This is a genomic window from Methylocystis sp. WRRC1, assembly GCF_020733155.1.
Lineage (GTDB): Bacteria > Pseudomonadota > Alphaproteobacteria > Rhizobiales > Beijerinckiaceae > Methylocystis.
Window position 1 is genome coordinate 1,847,128 of record NZ_JAJFZJ010000001.1, and the last position, 17,534, is coordinate 1,864,661.

Here is a 17,534-nt window from a genome sequence, read left to right on the forward strand (position 1 = left end):
TTCCCCCTCTCCCCACAGGCAATGGTTCAGCTTCCTGTCTGATCATATGGTGCGTTGCCCCACGACATAGGCGGAACCGTCAAGCTGCTTGATAGTGAACCCCTTCCGCCGGAAGACTTCCGCGAGCTTCTGGCTAGAAGGCTGGTGCACCCAGCCTTGCTCATCACGCAGCCAATCGCACAGGCTTTTACGGAGCATGGACAACTTCTCCTTTTTACTTTCTGGAGCAGCAGCCCAGTTCGCATCCACCCATTGCCCAATAACATCCATCTCGTCTTGATAAGCTTTCGTTGCAGCAAGAACCACCGGCGGGGGCCGCAACCCGCCTTTCAGAAATTCTTTGAGACCCGCAAGCATCCAATTGAGAATGCCAGCAGCTTCAGGCTGCAAAACACATTCACGAAAATCCTCGCGCTTCTCTTCCAGTGCAACGGAATAGCGATAAGGCACATAGTGGATGCGACGCCACATGGCGTGATCAGTCCCGCGTATCTTCGGCTTATGGTTGGTCCGCAGAAGAACCTTGTGAGTTGGCTTGAATTCGATGGGCTTTTCATAAAGCCCGCGCGCGGTGATTGTGTCGTTCGACAAGATATATTTCACCCGGCCTTCGTTCAGATGGTCGCCGTCGTTCGTCTCATTGACGGAAATTAGACGCTTGCCTTTCAGCGCAACTATCTGCGGCGTGGCTCCGCCAGAATTGTGCGGAGCCATGAGCAAATCCGCCGCCGCCGCGCCCGCATAATCCCCGAGCACAGCGCCAATCGTCTCGCCTTCGACAGTCTTCCCATTTGCACCGTCGCCATGCGCGAGAAACAATGTTTCCGTCACACGGCCCGTCAGGCATACACCGAAGAACCGTCGCTTGTAGGCTACGATATTCTCGTCTCCGCACGCGATCTTGGCTTGAAACCTGATCCATTCCGGGCATTGCGCCGCAGGATCGTAAGCAACATTACACCGCTTCGTGATGTAATCCTCGCGTCGTCCTGTGCGAAATTCGCCAGTTTCAAGGTCAATGGTTCCGTTCATTACGCCGAGCAGCATGGTGTTCGCATCCAGCGCGTCCGGCGACAGAGCGACGAGAGGCTGAGCGACAGCGACCATCGCGCTCAAGGAAGCCCGACTTTGCGACTTTAACGCCCATTTGCGCAGCGCGGTCCTGTCGTCGTCAGTGGTTAGTTTCGCCGCGTCCAGATGCATCGCCTCCACTGTCTCTTGCGCCAGCCGCTCAATCTCACCGTCCTCATCGCGTTTCCAATATTGGCCGGTCCATGTGAACCACGTCTTGAGAGCGTAAACATAACGCACATTTGCGCCATGACGGTCGACGAAGCGCTTTGCATTTCCGAGGTCACTGAGAGGATAACGCCGTGGCGTATGGCCAGCCTCTGCGGCAGCCCGACCAGCCTTCGGTTGCGGGCGGTCCAAGCCATAAGGCGCATTTTCATCCGCGCCATATTCCACACTCGGCGCTTCTGAAGCGCCAATGGCGTTTTCACGCAGCCACTCATCAAAGAGCGCGACACATGCGTCGGACTGCACAAAGGCGAACACATCCATCACCGGGCAGGATCTGTTCGCCGCAATCATTATCCGCTCCCTCACCGCTAGGAGCCCGCATTCTTGTGCCAGGTCGTTGAAGTCGCTTTTGTTGCCCCGCCGCACTTCGAAGGGATGGGCTTCCGCGATGTCGCAGCCTTCTGAGCGCCAAGCCTCAATAGCCTCAGCGCGCTTTTTGGTGGCCACTGCATCATTTGGGTCATCGTCCATGCATACGATCATGCGGCGGTCGCCCGGCGGCTGCGCGCGTGTCACAGAACCGAGCGCGACGAGCGTTGAAAACCCCGTTGCAGCCCAGACCGTCAAGCCTGTCTCTGGACCTTCCGCGAGCAGCAGCGGGCCTTCCGCTGCGCCCAAGAAGCGGACAAAGCCTTCCTTGATGTGGCCAATTGAGTGTTTTACCCCAGCGTGGCCCCAATGCCCGTCATTCTTGCAAGCGTCTTCGCTTACCGCGATCATCTGCACCGCAACCACTTCGCCGCTATCATTTGTGACGGCGAAGACGAGGGCTTGATGCTGTGCATTCCAACATAGGCAAGCCGGCCAGCTTTCAGCGTCGATGGCGCGCGTGGCGCGCAAGTAACGCTCACCAAGCGTATTGATCACCGGCATTGAAGCGTCGAACAGTCGGCGGGCTCGTGCCGTTTGCATCGCTGATCTGGCGACATCCTCACGCTCTGACTTCAGCCGCATTTCCGCCGCGTTACATTGCTGAGCTTCGTCGAAGGCGTTCGCGGCGTCGTCCCATTGCAGGTAACCGCGTGCCCAGTGCAGCGCGTCAATGAAGCTGCAATTCATTTCGCGCTGGATCAGCGCAACCATATCGCCGCCTTCATCGGCCTCGTGGTCGAACCATTTGCCAGTCGTCACATTCAGGGCAAATGACCCGCGTGAGCCCCAGCGCAGATCGCGGCCGCTACGGCTGGACGGGGCTTCGTCGCGCAAGTGGATGACGACATCCTCGCAATGCGAGATGAGGGCTTCGCGGATTGCGTTCACTTCGCTATCTGTGAATTGCTTGACGTTCTCCGCCTTCGCGAACTCCAGTCCCTGCCCTTGAAGGGCTTCCAATATGGCGAGCGTTTCTGCTGCGCCATTTGCGTTTCCCGCTTTTCTTTCGCTACGTTCCGAGCGATAGTTCCTGCCATCGTGCTGATCATTGGTTTCTTGGCCGTCAGCGTGCCCGCGCTGACGGCTCTTGTTTGGGTTCGTCATGGTCATTTCTGCCATCCCTAATCATCGGTCGTCTCCGGTGCCAGAAGCGTTATTGACGCTGCGTCAACGCCCCCGCCCCCGGCCCACCTTCGCCTTGCGCATGTCGGCATCCTGCCGCAACCGCTCGGCGCGTTGCTGTGGCGTTTCAGCGTCGCGCGCGGCAATACGCGCTGCGCGCCAAGCGTCAATTTCCTCCTCCAACCAGCCGATAGCTCGGCCAGTCTCGGTCAACTTCACAGGGGCCGGGAAATCGCCGCGCTCGATATGAACGCCGAGCTGTGTCGGCTTGAAACCGGAGATCGCAAGCACTTCGGCCATGCGCAGAATTCTATGAAACTTCGGCTGCATTTTTTCCGCTCCACTGATGCGGCGAGCGCCGCTGTGGAGCGAAGAAAGCTCTTTTCCAATTTTGGCGAAACCGCCCGATAATCCCGGCAATTTAGGGCGGCAATTTTGTAATACATTGAAAATAAGGGATTTAATGTGGCTCGGCGCATGTGTCGGCGCGCGAAATATTTTTCTACTAGTTGTTTAGTCGCTTTCAATTTTTGTGCGGCGCTGTTTCATGCGGCGCGTCGCGCCACGTTTGCCAGCGCAAGCGGAAATCAACACTTCCACTGGTATTGCATGCGCGCGCGCGACGCGCTCGATCACCTCATCCTTGTTGAGCGGAACTTGCCATTTGTCGCGTTTGAACTGCGCTCGTAGCCTTTTACGCGGCGCCAACGCATCTTCCACCTCTGCGATGGCGCAAGCCAGCCGCGCCTCTTGCGCCGACAAATCATAACTAGGACAGCGCGGCCTGCCTCGCCGCTTCTTGAGCTCATAGCGGTCGAACAAATCCGCGACATGCCGAAATGCCGCCGCCGGAATGCATTGGCGCAACGCCATCAGTAGTGGCGCTGTCTCACCGCGTTGATCAATGGCCTCGCAAGCTACGATCCATTCACGGACTTGCGGATCGTCTATCTCGTCGAGCCAGAAGGCGCGGTCGGCAATAGTGACGTTCTCAAGACCGGTGGGGCCGGCGCTCAACTCGTCAGCCGCGAGTTGCGGCGCTCGGCGGCGGCGTGACTGCAATCGGGACGGCTGTTTGGGTTGGGCTGGCGCAGCAGGCCTCTGGCACGATTTCATCACAATAATTCCTGCGCGGTTGGCTCGCAGCAATAGTGGCTCCACGCCCCCATCAACTCGCCGCGCTTGGCGAACAAGTCGCCACGTCGGTAAGCCCGTTCAACTCCGGAGGCGATGGAGTGCGCCAGCGCCATTTCGACAACATGGTTCGGGAAACTTGTGCGCTCAGCAGCCCAATCGCGGAAGCAGCTGCGGAACCCATGCACAGTGATGTCGCCGCGTTCCATCCGCCGCAGCACAGAGGTCATTGCCATATTGGAGAGCGCCGCGCCGCGCGTGCCACCTATGAACAGGTAAGGGTTGCCGTCCTCCCGATAAAGCCCCCGCAACACCTCGATGGCGCGTGCGCCGAGCGGAACGCGATGTTCCTTGCTCGCCTTCATGCGTGCCGCCGGCACAGTCCAGACCTGCCCAATGAGGTCAATTTCCTCCCAGCGCGCCCCCAACGCCTCGCCGGTGCGGGCGGCGGTCAAAATTGTGAATTCCAGCGCGCGCGCGGCGACGCCCTCTCGCGCCCGCAGCGCCGCCATGAATGCTGGAACTTCTGCATAGGGCAGCGCGGCGTGATGCTTCACCTTCCGCACAGCAGCGCGGGCTGGCAACACCTCGGCGAGGTGCCCCTTCCAGCGCGCCGGATTGTCGCCGGTTCGGCAGCCGCGCACCGTCGCCCAATCCAGTACGCTCTCGATGCGGCCCCGCACGCGGCTGGCGGTTTCCGGCTTCACGCGCCAGATCGGTTCTATGACGCGTAGCACCAACCCCGTGTCGATCTCGGCCACGGAGAGCTTCCCTAGCGTCGGGTAGGCGTATGTCGTGAGGGTCGAGAGAAACTGCGCGCGGTGCTTGGCGTTGCGCCACCGCGCCTCATGGCTGTCGAAGTAGCCTTGCGCCGCCTGCTCGAACGTCATGGCCCTGGCAGCTTGCGCTGCCCGCTCTGCATGGGCGGCGCGCTTGGCCTCCAGCGGATCAATGCCATCGAAAAGTTTTTGCCGCGCCGCTCGCGCGCGCTCCCGCGCTTCCTGCAACGAAAAGGTGTGCAGCGGCCCGAGGCCGAGCCAGCGCTCGCGCCCGCCGCGCTCATAGCGTAGCAGCCACGACTGATTGTTGGCGTTGACCACTTGCAGGTACAGACCTTGGCCGTCGCCGTAACGCCCCGGCGTCTTTTTCAGCTGCTCAACGCGCTTGGCTGTTAATTTCATTTTGGCACCCATGTCTCGCGACACCCGTCCTGACCCCCGGATCAACTGCCGCTATTTAGCGACTAATATCGGGTTGAAACGGGGAAAAGAAAAGGGGCGGAGGCTGAGAGCTAGTGTGATAATAATGGGTTAGGCGTGTTTAGCCGTGGTGCAACGGGACCATTGCAGGCGGCCGCCCCCTCCGCCATGAGGCTTCAACAATCATATGAAATTATTTGGTTTTTTATTTTATTTTAGGTTCGGCATTACAATCGGGCAACGCTTGCCCCCGTCGAGCGTCCTGAATTTCTCGGCGCGAGCATGTCTCCCGAATGGCTCTGGATTTCATTTCGTCGAACTGGTTCAGTGAGTCGCCTCTAGCGTCGACGCCATCATCGCCCAAAAAAGTGTCCGAAAATCGTGGGATTGTGTTGAAAAACTCGTCTGTTGTCGGGCGCCGAGGCTCGTGATTCACTTTTCCCCATTGATTTGCAGGGGATGCAGAGATGATGGGGACTCAGGCAGCGGTCGCCCGGGTGTTCTGCGATTTCTGTCTCGACGATCACGTGCCGAATTACCACCAGTTGCGCGGGATTGCCGGCATCTCTATCCCGACGTCATTCGCCTCGCGTTGAAGCCGTTCTATAGCTGCACTGGCCGCCCGTCAGTCCGATCTGGAGCTGATGAACCGCAAGCTACTCACGCCCAAGTAGAAGTCGGTATATAATTGTAATATAATAGATTTCTGTTTTAGGGATGAATAGGGCTGGGCAACAATCCTGGAAAGCGGCCCCGTCTTTCTTCGAGGCGGAATGCCCGCGCTCGCTAATCTTGCGGGCCTGCATATTACTGTCAAACACCATCGAAACGGGCCCCTTCGAACATGCGCTTTCCGCCCCTGTCGGCATGACGGAGGGCTTCAGCGAGAGGGTCAGCTTCATGGGCGATCTGCGCTGGGGATTCCTTGATTGCCTGAAGGCGTCCAGTTTTTCCCGAAAGAAGCGCGCTGCGGAACATCGACCCACGCATTTTCCTTGCGGCGCGACCGGCGAAGCGGCGAACAAGCGCTTCCTGAGCGTCGCCGAGATGAAAGTCGTTCCAATTTAGATGTTTAGCCCCGGCATTTGATGGAGCCTGTCGAGTATGCTCCAGACGCTTGGCGAAAAGACACAGGCCCGAGCCGTCTCAGATCAAAATCTTCACATAGTCGCCGTGTTTGCTTTGGAACATTAAGGCTGCGCCCGAATAGGGGTCAGCGGAAAGAACCCCGGCGCGCCGACGTTTGGCGCAATAGCCGCCGACTCCTTCGCCGGCGCGCGTCGCCCATTGAGCCAGCCCTAATGCGCGCGACGAATCCATTTGAAGACGAGGATGGCGTTCCGCCCATGCCTGCGCGCAACGGTCGCAACAGATCCGTCCGGAGCCAACGCTTCTTCGTAAGTCCGTATGTCCGTTTCTGCGAAGGTGGTGGCTCACCCTAATCTGCGCATCCGAGGGTTGCTCAGGTAGGCCGAGCCGAGCCTCACGCAGGAGGGCGAGCCGCGGACCATTATACAGAAGTTTTTGTCGGCATCGACGTCGCCAAGACTCGGAACGCAGTCGCTATTGCCGAGGGCGAGCGCGGGGGCGAGGCGCGCTATCTCGGAGAAGTCGATTCATCCGGGGAGAGCATGCGCCGCCTCGTGAAGCGGATCGCCACAAAGCACAAGCACGTTCACTTTTGCTATGAAGCCGGGCCGACCGGCTACGGTCTGCATCGGGTCATCTCGGCCCTTGGCTATTCCTGCCTCGTCGTTGCGCCGTCATTGATTCCCAGAAAGCCTGGCGATCGGGTCAAGACAAACCGCCGCGACGCCATCGCCTTGGGCACGCTTTTGCGGGCTGGGGAACTGAACTGATGGGGTGGATGCCCCCTCCACCCCATCAGTTCACTTACATGGCCGACGTCCTCACGAAGATCGGCAACGGCCATCTCATGAGCAAGCTCGACGAGCTCATGCCCTGGGCCTATGCGCCGCCGGTCGCTCTCAAAGACGTGGCCTGAAAGCAGCGCTTGCGATTCATCGCTACGTGAAGCCCTCAAAGAACGATAATCTTGACGCTGAGGCGATCGCGGAAGCGGCGCTCGAGATATTCGGCAGGGACGAAGAAATCGGATCCTTGAGCCCGCGAATCCGACTGTTGACCGAGGTCATTCGGGCGGAATGGCGTTCACTCGATCAGAGGATCGCAAACTTTGACGCCGAGTTCGTTCAATTGGCGGGCGACGACAATGCAGCGCGACGCTTGATCGCGATCCCGAGGATCGGAACAATCAATGCCGCGGCGCTCGTGGCGACGGTCGGCGACGCAAAACCAACCGCATCCGCCGCCTCAAAAAGACAGGTTCGAGCTTCAGGGAAACGGCGGCGGCAAATTCTTGATGACCGCAGGCGACGCCAGTCTGCCTTTGGCCGACCAAGGGGCGATCGTTCGCAAGGTGACGAGCTTCGAGACCTTCACGCCCGACAATGATCCACACCGCGAGCATGATTTCGGGGCGTCCGAGCACAAGGGCCGAAAGCTCTTCTGGAAAATCGATTACAATTTGCTCAACATGGTGGGCGGCTTGGAGGATCCCCCCGACCCCGCGCAAACGGTGCGAGTCCTCACCATCATGTTTGCTGACGAATGCTGACCTGCGCGGCAGGCGGCTTCGAACCGGGGCGCCCGTTGGTTCAGCGCGGAGCCGCGATGCGGTGACGGGCAGGCAAAAGGGTCCTGCCTGGCCGGCGGTTGGCCGGAATGCGCCAGAAAGAGATGTGTCTAGCAGGCTCGACCCCGCAAGGGCTGATTTGATCGATTACGGACATTCGTAAGAGCCAACGCTATGGCTAAGCTCCATCCAAAAATCCTAATTGCGCCCTTACATCGATCGCGTCGATTTATACGTACGATCACGATGGAGGGGCGCCATGAGCGATTTCCTGATGCTGGGGCTTGCATTGATTCTCTTCTTACTCGCAGGCGCCTATGCGCGCTTTTGCGGCCGTCTCTAGCGGAGGCGTCGCCATGTCAGAGCCAGTCATTGGCTTGATCGTCGCCATGCTGCTCGGCGGCTATCTCGTTTACACGCTGCTCCACCCGGAAAAATTCTAATATGGAGGCCCGGCGTCGTCCGGGTATTCGCCATGCCCCCCTTTGGGATGACCGTCATCGGACTGGCGCAGATCGCCATCGTTCTAATCGCCGTCGTCGTTGCCGCAATTCCGCTCGGCGGCTACATTGCTCGCGTCATGGGCGGCGAACGCGTCGTATTGACGCCCGCGCTCGCGCCTGTCGAACGTGTCTTTTACCGGCTGGCGGGCGTCGATCCCGCCCGGGAGCAGAATGCGCTTGGCTACGCCATGGCGATGCTCGCCTTCAGTCTTGTCGGATTCGCGTCGCTCTACACCCTGCAAAGACTGCAAGGCGTTCTGCCGCTAAATCCGCAGGGCTTCGGCCCCGTGCCGCCGGATCTCGCCTTCAATACGTCGATTAGTTTCGTCACCAACACGAACTGGCAGAACTATGGCGGCGAGACGACGATGAGCCATCTTACGCAGATGCTCGGGCTCACCGTGCAGAATTTTGTTTCCGCCGCAAGCGGTCTCGCTATGGCCTTCGCGTTAGTCCGCGGTTTTTCGCGCAGCGAATCTTCGACTGTCGGCAACTTCTGGATCGATCTGACGCGAGCGACGCTTTACGTGCTGCTGCCGTTGTCGATCACCTTCGCGATGGCGCTCGTCGTTCTCGGCGTTCCCCAGACATTGGCAGGTGCGATCGACGCGACGACAATAGAAGGAGCAAAGCAGACGCTCGCAATCGGTCCTGTCGCCAGTCAGGAGGCGATCAAGGAGCTCGGCACAAACGGGGGCGGCTTCTTCAACGCCAATTCCGCGCATCCCTTCGAGAACCCAAACGCGCTGTCCAATATGTTGGAGATTTTGGCGCTGCTCCTCATTCCCTTCGCGACGGTCTTTGCCTTTGGACGCGAGGTGCTCGATCCAAGGCAGGGGCGCGCGGTCGCAATCGCCATGGGGATCGTGCTCACGAGCGGCGCACTCTTCGCCTATTGGGCGGAAGCGGCTGGAAATCCTTTGCTGACGGAAATTGGCGTCGATCCTTCTCCCGGCAATATGGAAGGCAAGGAAGTCCGCTTCGGCATCGCTACGAGCGCGCTTTTCGCCGCGGCGACGACCGGAACGAGCGCCGGCGCCGTCGACTCGATGCATGATTCCTTCACGGCTTTCGGCAGCCTCGCGCCCCTGTTCAATATGCTCATGGGCAGCATCGCGCCAGGCGGAGTCGGCGCCGGCCTCTATGGCTTCCTTGTGCTCGCGGTCATCGCCGTTTTCGTGGCCGGCCTGATGGTCGGGCGCACGCCGGAATATCTCGGCAAGAAGATCGAAGTCCGCGACATGAAGCTCGCCATGCTGGCAGTGCTGATCTACCCGCTGACCGTACTCGGCTTCACGGCCGGCTCGGTCATGCTCCAGACGGGCCTCAGCAGTATGAACAATGCCGGTCCGCATGGGCTTTCTGAGGTGCTCTACGCTTTCGCCTCGGCAAACGACAACAACGGCTCGGCCTTCGCCGGGCTTTCCGGCAACACGCTTTGGTACAATACGACACTGGGCATTGCGATGTTCCTAGGGCGGTTTGCCTTCGTCGTGCCGCTGCTGGCCATGGCCGGGTCGTTCGCCGCGAAGAAAAAGGCGTCGGGCTCGATCGGCACGTTTCCGACACATGGCCCGCTCTTTGTCGGCCTGCTGCTCGGCGTCATCGTCATCCTCTATCTGCTGCAATATTTTCCGGCGCTCGCACTCGGCCCAATCGTCGAGCATTTCCTGATGCGTGCCGGCAAAACCTTCTGACAGGACCTTTCGAGGAGCAAAGTCCATGTCCGCCAAAGTCGCTCAACCCGGTCTCTTCGACGCCGGCATCATCAAGCGCGCCATGATCGACGCGTTGCTGAAGCTTGATCCGCGCCGTCTTGCGCGCAATCCGGTCATCTTCGTCACGGAAGCGGTTTCCGTCCTTGTCACCCTGTTCTTCCTCCGCGATCTGCTCGCCAAAAATGGCGGCGCCTTCTTCTCCGGGCAGATCACCGCCTGGTTATGGTTTACCGTGCTGTTCGCCAATTTCGCGGAGGCGGTCGCGGAGGGACGCGGCAAGGCGCAGGCCGACGCGCTGCGCAAGACACGCAGCGACACGCATGCGAAGCGCCTGATCGATCCGGAGGGCGCGGCAGGGATGAGAGATGTCTATCAGGGCGTTTCTGCGCTAGATCTCAGGATCGGCGAAGTCGTGCTTGTCGAGGCGGGTGATCTCATCCCCGGTGACGGCGAAGTGATCGAGGGCGTGGCCTCGGTCAACGAGTCGGCAATAACGGGCGAATCCGCGCCTGTCATCCGCGAGGCAGGAGGCGACCGCTCCGCCGTCACGGGCGGTACGACGGTGTTGTCCGACTGGCTGAAAGTGAGGATCACAGCCGCGCCAGGCTCGACCTTCATCGACCGCATGATCGCGCTGGTCGAAGGCGCGCAGCGGCAGAAGACGCCGAATGAGCTGGCGCTTTCGATACTGCTGTCCGGGCTCACGATCGTGTTCCTGATCGTCTGCGTGACTCTCTGGCCGCTCGCGCTTTACTCCGGAACAACTCTTTCAATCACCGTGCTCGTCGCGTTGCTTGTCTGTCTGATTCCGACGACGATCGGCGGGTTGCTCTCGGCGATCGGCATTGCCGGCATGGACAGGCTAATCCGCTTCAACGTCATCGCGACGTCGGGACGCGCCGTCGAAGCGGCGGGCGATGTTGACACGCTGCTGCTCGACAAGACCGGAACCATCACCTTCGGCAATCGCATGGCGGATGAATTCGTCGCAGTGGACGACGCTTCTCCATCCGCCCTAGCGGAGGCTGTATTGCTCGCTTCGCTTGCCGACGAAACGCCCGAGGGACGGTCCATCGTTGCGCTCGCCAAATCGGAATATGGGCTGGCGGCGCCACAATTGAATCCCGAGGCGCAGATCGTGCCTTTCTCCGCGCACACGCGAGTCTCCGGCGTCGACCTCCCCGGACGGTCGCTGCGCAAGGGTGCGGTCGACGCCATCTGCGGCCAGGGGATGCCTGTCTCGGTTGAATTTGAACGCGCGGTCGAGCGCATATCGCGCGCTGGCGGCACGCCGCTCGCCGTCTCGGAAAATGGACGGCTGCTTGGCGTCGTACATCTCAAGGACATTATCAAGCCTGACATCAAGGCGCGCTTCGCCGCGCTGCGCGCCATGGGAATCAAGACCGTGATGGTGACTGGCGACAATCCCGTAACGGCCGCGGCGATTGCCGGCGAAGCGGGCGTCGACGATTTCATCGCGCAAGCGAAACCCGAGGATAAGCTCGCCTATATCCGCAAGGAGCAGCAAGGCGGCCGCCTCATCGCCATGTGTGGCGATGGCACCAATGACGCGCCCGCTCTCGCACAGGCGGATGTCGGCGTCGCCATGCAGACGGGCACGCAGGCGGCGCGCGAAGCAGGCAATATGGTCGATCTAGACAGCGATCCAACGAAGCTTATCGAGATTGTGAAGATCGGCAAGCAATTGCTCATGACGCGGGGGTCGCTCACGACGTTTTCCATCGCCAATGACGTCGCGAAGTATTTCGCGATCATTCCGGCGCTGTTCGTCGTGACCCATCCGGAGCTCGGCGCGAGCAACGTCATGAAGCTGGCGTCGCCGCAATCAGCGATCCTCTCGGCGGTGATTTTCAACGCGCTCATCATCATTGCGTTGATTCCGCTGGCGTTGAAGGGCGTTGAGTATCGCGCCGTCGGCGCTGCCGCGCTGCTGCGGCGCAATCTCCTGATATACGGCCTCGGCGGTCTGGTGGCGCCTTTCGTGGGCATCAAGCTCATCGACCTCACTGTGTCCTTCCTGCATCTCGCGTGAGGAGACAATCATGCTTTCGCAACTCCGTCCGGCTCTGGTTTTGCTCATACTCTTCACGGCGCTGACGGGCCTCGCATATCCGCTCGCCATCTCCGCTGTCGCGCAACTTGCCTTTTCGGCAAAGGCCAATGGAACTCTGATCGAACGCGACGGAAAGATCGTCGGCTCGGAACTGATCGGCCAGAACTTTGTGTCCGATCGATACTTCCACGGACGCCCCTCGGCGACAGTTGGTCCCGACCCGGCTGACGCAACCAGGATGGTCGACGCGCCCTATAACGCCGCCAATTCCGCGGGCTCCAACCTCGGCCCGACGTCCAAGAAGCTCCTGGATCGCGTAAACGCCGCAATCGAAGCCGAATTTGCCGCCGGACGCATCGACATCGTCGCGGCGGACGCCGCCACAACATCGGCTTCCGGCCTCGATCCGCATATCTCGCCACAATATGCGCTGGCTCAGATCGGGTCGGTCGCGAAAGCGCGCGGTATCGACGAGTCGCGTTTGCGCGCATTGATCGCAGCGCAGACCGAGCAACGCCTTGCCGGCGTCATCGGCGAGCCGCGCGTCAATGTGCTGCTGCTGAATATTGCGTTGGACGCGTTAAAATAGCGCCCTCGAAAGGCAAAGCTTGTCCCAGGTTGAAAAACGCCCCGATCCCGACGCCCTTCTTGCCTTGAGCGGCAAGGAGGGAGTGGGGAAGCTGCGGGTCTTTCTCGGCGCCGCGCCAGGCGTCGGCAAAACCTACGCCATGCTGGCGCGCGCTCGCGCCGCCAAGGCGGAAGGCATCGACGTCGTTGTCGGCCTTGCCGAGACGCATGGCCGGCCAGAGACGCAGGCGCTGCTGGAAGGAATGGAAGTACTGTCGCGCCGACGGATCGATTATCGCGGTCGGACCATCGAGGAATTCGATATCGACGCGGCGTTGAAACGAAGGCCGAAGCTCATCCTCGTCGACGAGCTGGCGCATACCAATGCCCCTGAGAGCCGTCATCCCAAGCGTTGGCAGGACGTCGAGGAATTGCTCGACGCTGGCGTCGATGTCTGGACGGCGCTGAATATCCAGCACCTCGAAAGTCTCGCCGATGTCGTCTCGCGCATCACCGGCGTCGCGGTGCGAGAGACGGTGCCGGACCGCGTCCTTCAGGACGCCGCCGACGTGATACTCGTCGATATCACGCCCGACGAACTGCTTCAGCGGTTGAGAGAAGGCAAAGTCTATGTCCCCGAGACAGCGCGGCGCGCGACGCAGAACTTTTTCACCGCGCGAAATATCACCGCGCTTCGCGAACTGGCGCTTCGGCGCACCGCCGAACGCGTCGACGACCAGATGGTGGAGTTTCTGCGTCAGTCCGCGATCGAGGGGCCGTGGGCGACCTCCGAGCGGCTGCTGGTCTGCATCGGCCCGGACAGCGCGGCGGAAGCCATTGTTCGTGCGGGCGCGCGTCTCGCAAACGGGTTGAACGCCTCCTGGGTCGCGGTGCATGTCGCACGGCTGGGGCAAGAAGAGGCCGACGCGGATAATGTGCGTCGGGTAGACGGCGCCTTGCATCTGGCGGAAAGGCTGGGAGGCGACGTCGAGCGCCTGACAGGCGAAGATTTGGCAGGTGAAATTCTCCGCTACGCCCAGCGTGAAAACATGACCCAGATCGTTGTTGGTCGGTCACGCGCCGGCGCACTGGCGCGCTTTCTCCGTCGGTCGCTGACGGATGAGATCGTTCGGCGCGCGACGGACGTCGCCGTTCATGTCGTTCTGGACGCTCCGGAACCGCAAGCGTCTACGCCGCCGCCCAGGCGCTTCGCCGGTTTCGTCGACTGGGCGGGCCAGCTATCTGCGATCGGCGCGGTCGCGTTGACGGTTGGCATGGGCGTGCTCCTCGATAGCGGGCTCCGACTCCAAAATTTCTCGGCTATGTTCATTCTGCCGGTTCTCTTATGTGCGGCGCGCTTCGGCTTGTGGTCCGCAATCTCGGCAGCCATTCTATCCTTCCTCGCTTATGACTTCCTCTTCGTGGAGCCGCGCTACGTCTTCGCCATTTCCAAACCAGAAGAGTTCGTATCGCTTCTCGTCTTTCTTGCAGCGGCGATCATTACCGGGCTGCTGGCGAGCCAAATGCGCGATCATGCCGACGCCCTACGTATTCGCGCGCAGACCACACAGGCCTTGTTCGAATTTTCACGCAAGCTGGTCGCCGCAAAGGCCCTCGAAGACGTCGTGTGGACCGCGACCATTCAAATCCAAAAGATCATGGATCTGGCTTGCGTTGTCTTCCTGACGCCGCGCGAGGGGGAATTGGGTATTTCCGCCGCCTGGCCGCCGCTTGACCAACTCGACGCTGGCGAAAGCGTTGCAGCGCGTTGGGCGTTTCAAAAGGACGAGCCGGCGGGGTGGCGTACAGCTACGCTACCTAACATTCGATTTCAGTTTCGTCCGCTGGCGACGCCGCGCGGCGGCGTCGCTGTCTGTGGCGTCGCGCCGAAGGATGCGGAGACGCCGTTTTCCACGCAGGAGGAAAGCGCGCTTTCCTCACTTTTGGAACAGGCCGCCATTGCGATCGACCGCTCGAACCTGATCGGCGAATCTGTCAAAGCGGCGGCGTTGGAAGAGAACGAGAAACTGCGAACGACGCTTCTTTCGTCCCTTTCCCACGATCTGCGCACGCCGCTTTCTTCGATAACCGCCGCCGTCACCAGTCTACGCGAACTCGGCGAGAAGCTTCCGCCCGACGATCGGCGGGATCTGCTGGCGTCGATCGAAGAAGAAGCCGGACGGCTCGCGCGGTTTATCGCCAATCTGCTAGACATGTCTCGCATCGAAGCCGGCGGGCTCGCGCCGATGCGTGAACTGGTAAACGTCCCGTCTGTCGTGCGCGCGGCGACTGAACGCATCAGAAAAATTTACCCGGACCAAAAAACCGCGGTCAGCATTGCCCCAGACCTGCCCCCCATTCGCGGAGACGCAAATCTGCTTGCGCAGGTGATGTTCAATCTGCTCGATAACGCTCATAAATATGGTGGCGATTCCGGCGCGATCGTTCATGCGCGGCGTGATGGCGACAACCTCGTCATAAGCGTCACCGACGAAGGGCCGGGCGTAAAGGTCTCCGATCTCGATCGGATTTTCGAGAAGTTCTATCGCGGTGGCCGGTCCGACGGCCGCAAGGCGGGCACGGGGCTTGGATTGTCGATCTGCCGGGGACTTGTTAGTGCGATGGGTGGCTCGATTGTCGCCCAAAGTCCGGCGGTGCGGCGACGTGGAACGCGAATCGTGATGCGGTTTCCGGTAGCGGAAGAGCTGAAGGGAATTTCCGCATGAGCACAAAAGTGCTCGTCGTCGATGACGAGCCGCAAATCCTGCGCGTGCTTCGTCCCGCACTGACAGCGTCGGGCTACGAAATAACTGGCGCCGGCACGGGCGCCGAGGCTTTGGTCGTCTTGGCATCGTTTGCGCCAGATCTCATTATTCTCGATCTCGGGCTGCCTGACATGGACGGGAAAGAAGCGCTTCGGCGAATCCGCGTCCTGACGGGCACGCCAGTAATCGTTCTCTCCGCCCGTGACAGAGAAGCTGAAAAAATAATGGCGCTCGACATGGGCGCGGATGATTATGTCGAGAAGCCTTTTTCAATGGGCGAGCTTCTCGCGAGAATGCGTGCCGCGCTACGCCACGCGAGCGACGTGTCCGAACCCCAATGCATCAAGGTGGATGGCTTAACGATCGATGTTGTTAAACGCAAGGTTGAGAAGCATGGAATTCTTCTGAAGCTCACGCCAAAGGAACTTGATCTTCTGATATGCCTCGCGCGCCATGCCGGAAAGCCGCTGTCGCATCGCGAAATTCTGAAAGCGGTATGGGGCCCGGCTCATGAAGGTGACAGCCAGTACCTTCGAGTTTTTGTTGGGCAGTTACGAGCCAAAATTGAAGACGATCCTTCGGAACCGAAATTGCTCCTGACAGACCCGGGGTTTGGCTATCGCTTTGTTGAAGCCGACTAAACCCGGGAAGAGCGCTTTTCACGCAAGGTGCGCTTTATCTGCACGTAGTTGTGAGCTTGCAATTGGTTATCCATCAGGACCGGACCTTGAAATGTGGAGTTGCAATGCCCCCTCCGCCAAGCGGAGTTCTATGCCCATGAAAAAAATTCCCGTCCTATCCGGCCCGCCCGCATTTTAATCAATCAAAGATCGAGGCGCAAAACGAGCCTGCTGGTTTCACAGATGAGCAATCATAGCGATTGCCTCGACGGCCTCGTCGATTCCCGTTGGCTCCAGCGGAGGCGCGGGTTCCTGAACCAATAATCCTCTCAATGCCGCTCCCAGCGCCTTATCGGCGCTCGCGTAAGGGAGCGAGCTGAAGCGGGAATTGCGCTCGGCCCATTCGACCAGAAAGGGCGTCTCCGGCCAGTCGGGACGCGTCAACATGAGCATTCGCGTCCCGTTGCAGGCCGCCTCGACGAGCGTGCTGTAACCATCCTTGGCGATCACCGCGTCGACCGAGGCCAGAATGTCGATGAAGGGGATGGGCAGGTCGGCTGCGCAAGCCGCGTTGGCAACCGTCGCCTCCCCGCGGAGTTGCACGATCCAGAAAATATCTGGATCCTCAGGCAGAGGCAGCGCTTGCGCGCCCGGCACGCCGCCGAAAGTGACGAGGACCAGGCGTTGTCCAGCGCCGAGCCCGAGGCGCGCGCGCATCTCATCGCCGCGTCGCGCGCCTATTCGCCCGATCGGACCGATCGAACGCCGGTTGCCGAGATATGTCATCGGCATATGCGGCGCAGGCTGAAGAAACACGGCGGCGGACTGATAGGCCGCCTCGATCTGTTCCGCGATCCTGTCGCCGCTGGCGCAATAGGCGGCGCGCATGTCGAGCCAGTTGAGACAGCACAGGCCGACCGCAGGAATCGACAGGCGCGCAGCGGCGGCGAGGCTCGCATAGGGTATGTTCGAGACGAGGAGATCGGGCCGCAGCGACGCAAGCGCGTCAGCGCGGGACGCCACATGTCTCTCCCAATCCGCGTGGAAATCCCGATAGGCCGCCGCGCTTGCCTCGCGGTCGATCGCGAGCGGTCCCTTCATCAGAAGCGAAGGCTCCGCCGGCAGTGGGGCGCATTCGATCGGTTCGCCGATAAAATCCGCAACGACTTGCGGGGAATACGCCGTTCGCAAAATGATCTGCGCATCCCGATATCTCGCACGCAATCGCGCGAGGACCGTGGCTGTTTGTGACAAATGTCCGAGACCATGTCCCGAAACATCGACGACGATTCTTTTCACGTGCTCCGCCCGATTTTTTGTCGATACGCCCGCGCATGAGCCGCGCGGGCGCCGTGAAGCGTGACCATAAGAGCCTGCATGGCAAATATGATGAAAATGGAAATGTCATGTCGCCTGCCGACGGCGCGTCTCGTCTCCGCCACATTTTTCGCAAATGCAGGAACCCGTTTCTGCGAATGCGCTTCAGGAGCATATTGGAGAAG

14 protein-coding genes and 1 pseudogene are annotated in these 17,534 nt (G+C 60.3%); 10 read left to right on the top strand and 5 right to left on the bottom strand.

Annotation, left to right across the window (positions count from 1 at the left end; translation table 11 throughout):
* Positions 1 to 42 precede the first annotated feature (42 nt).
* The 4 genes from LG047_RS08935 to LG047_RS08950 form a co-directional block, all read right to left on the bottom strand.
* Positions 43 to 2,784: a phage/plasmid primase, P4 family gene (locus tag LG047_RS08935; RefSeq protein WP_227966362.1), complete on the bottom strand. Its 2,742-nt coding sequence runs from the start codon at positions 2,782 to 2,784 to the stop codon at positions 43 to 45.
* A gap of 57 nt (positions 2,785 to 2,841) precedes the next feature.
* Positions 2,842 to 3,126, bottom strand: coding sequence for an AlpA family phage regulatory protein (locus LG047_RS08940; RefSeq protein ID WP_227966363.1), 285 nt, complete (start codon positions 3,124 to 3,126; stop codon positions 2,842 to 2,844).
* A 183-nt stretch (positions 3,127 to 3,309) separates the two neighbouring features.
* Positions 3,310 to 3,813: a hypothetical protein gene (locus LG047_RS08945; protein WP_227966364.1), complete on the bottom strand. Its 504-nt coding sequence runs from the start codon at positions 3,811 to 3,813 to the stop codon at positions 3,310 to 3,312.
* A 98-nt stretch (positions 3,814 to 3,911) separates the two neighbouring features.
* On the bottom strand, positions 3,912 to 5,111 hold the full coding sequence (locus tag LG047_RS08950; protein ID WP_227966365.1) for a site-specific integrase: 1,200 nt from the start codon (positions 5,109 to 5,111) through the stop codon (positions 3,912 to 3,914).
* 485 nt (positions 5,112 to 5,596) lie between these two features.
* On the opposite strand from LG047_RS08950, the gene LG047_RS19560 reads away from it, so the two are divergent.
* From LG047_RS19560 to LG047_RS08995, 10 genes and pseudogenes are all read left to right on the top strand, one after another.
* Positions 5,597 to 5,725 carry a hypothetical protein gene (locus LG047_RS19560; RefSeq protein WP_255679552.1) on the top strand — a complete coding sequence of 43 codons (129 nt, stop codon included), beginning with the start codon at positions 5,597 to 5,599 and terminating at the stop codon, positions 5,723 to 5,725.
* Positions 5,726 to 6,661: 936 nt separating this feature from the next.
* Positions 6,662 to 6,982: pseudogene (locus tag LG047_RS08955) on the top strand (IS110 family transposase); the annotation flags it as partial.
* 5 nt (positions 6,983 to 6,987) lie between these two features.
* The gene (locus LG047_RS08960) at positions 6,988 to 7,134 is read left to right on the top strand and encodes a transposase domain-containing protein (RefSeq protein ID WP_227966366.1); all 147 of its coding nucleotides are present in this window, start codon (positions 6,988 to 6,990) and stop codon (positions 7,132 to 7,134) included.
* Between the two features lie 378 nt (positions 7,135 to 7,512).
* Positions 7,513 to 7,767, top strand: coding sequence for a DUF3768 domain-containing protein (locus LG047_RS08965; protein ID WP_227966367.1), 255 nt, complete (start codon positions 7,513 to 7,515; stop codon positions 7,765 to 7,767).
* A 335-nt stretch (positions 7,768 to 8,102) separates the two neighbouring features.
* A complete protein-coding gene (gene kdpF / locus LG047_RS08970) occupies positions 8,103 to 8,228 on the top strand; it encodes a K(+)-transporting ATPase subunit F (RefSeq protein ID WP_227966368.1) in 126 nt (41 codons plus the stop codon).
* A gap of 47 nt (positions 8,229 to 8,275) precedes the next feature.
* Positions 8,276 to 9,985: a potassium-transporting ATPase subunit KdpA gene (gene kdpA, locus LG047_RS08975; RefSeq protein WP_227968462.1), complete on the top strand. Its 1,710-nt coding sequence runs from the start codon at positions 8,276 to 8,278 to the stop codon at positions 9,983 to 9,985.
* Between the two features lie 25 nt (positions 9,986 to 10,010).
* Positions 10,011 to 12,059, top strand: a complete 2,049-nt coding sequence (gene kdpB / locus LG047_RS08980) for a potassium-transporting ATPase subunit KdpB (protein ID WP_227966369.1) — start codon at positions 10,011 to 10,013, stop codon at positions 12,057 to 12,059.
* Between the two features lie 10 nt (positions 12,060 to 12,069).
* On the top strand, positions 12,070 to 12,669 hold the full coding sequence (kdpC, locus tag LG047_RS08985) for a potassium-transporting ATPase subunit KdpC (RefSeq protein WP_227966370.1): 600 nt from the start codon (positions 12,070 to 12,072) through the stop codon (positions 12,667 to 12,669).
* 19 nt (positions 12,670 to 12,688) lie between these two features.
* Complete coding sequence (locus tag LG047_RS08990) at positions 12,689 to 15,373, top strand: sensor histidine kinase KdpD (protein ID WP_227966371.1); 2,685 nt, start codon at positions 12,689 to 12,691, stop codon at positions 15,371 to 15,373.
* Positions 15,370 to 16,053, top strand: a complete 684-nt coding sequence (locus tag LG047_RS08995) for a response regulator (protein WP_227966372.1) — start codon at positions 15,370 to 15,372, stop codon at positions 16,051 to 16,053. Before LG047_RS08990 ends, LG047_RS08995 begins: the two co-directional genes overlap by 4 nt.
* 216 nt (positions 16,054 to 16,269) lie before the next feature.
* Here LG047_RS08995 and LG047_RS09000 read toward each other — a convergent pair whose 3' ends face one another.
* On the bottom strand, positions 16,270 to 17,133 hold the full coding sequence (locus tag LG047_RS09000; RefSeq protein WP_227966373.1) for a hypothetical protein: 864 nt from the start codon (positions 17,131 to 17,133) through the stop codon (positions 16,270 to 16,272).
* Between the last annotated feature and the right edge of the window lie 401 nt (positions 17,134 to 17,534).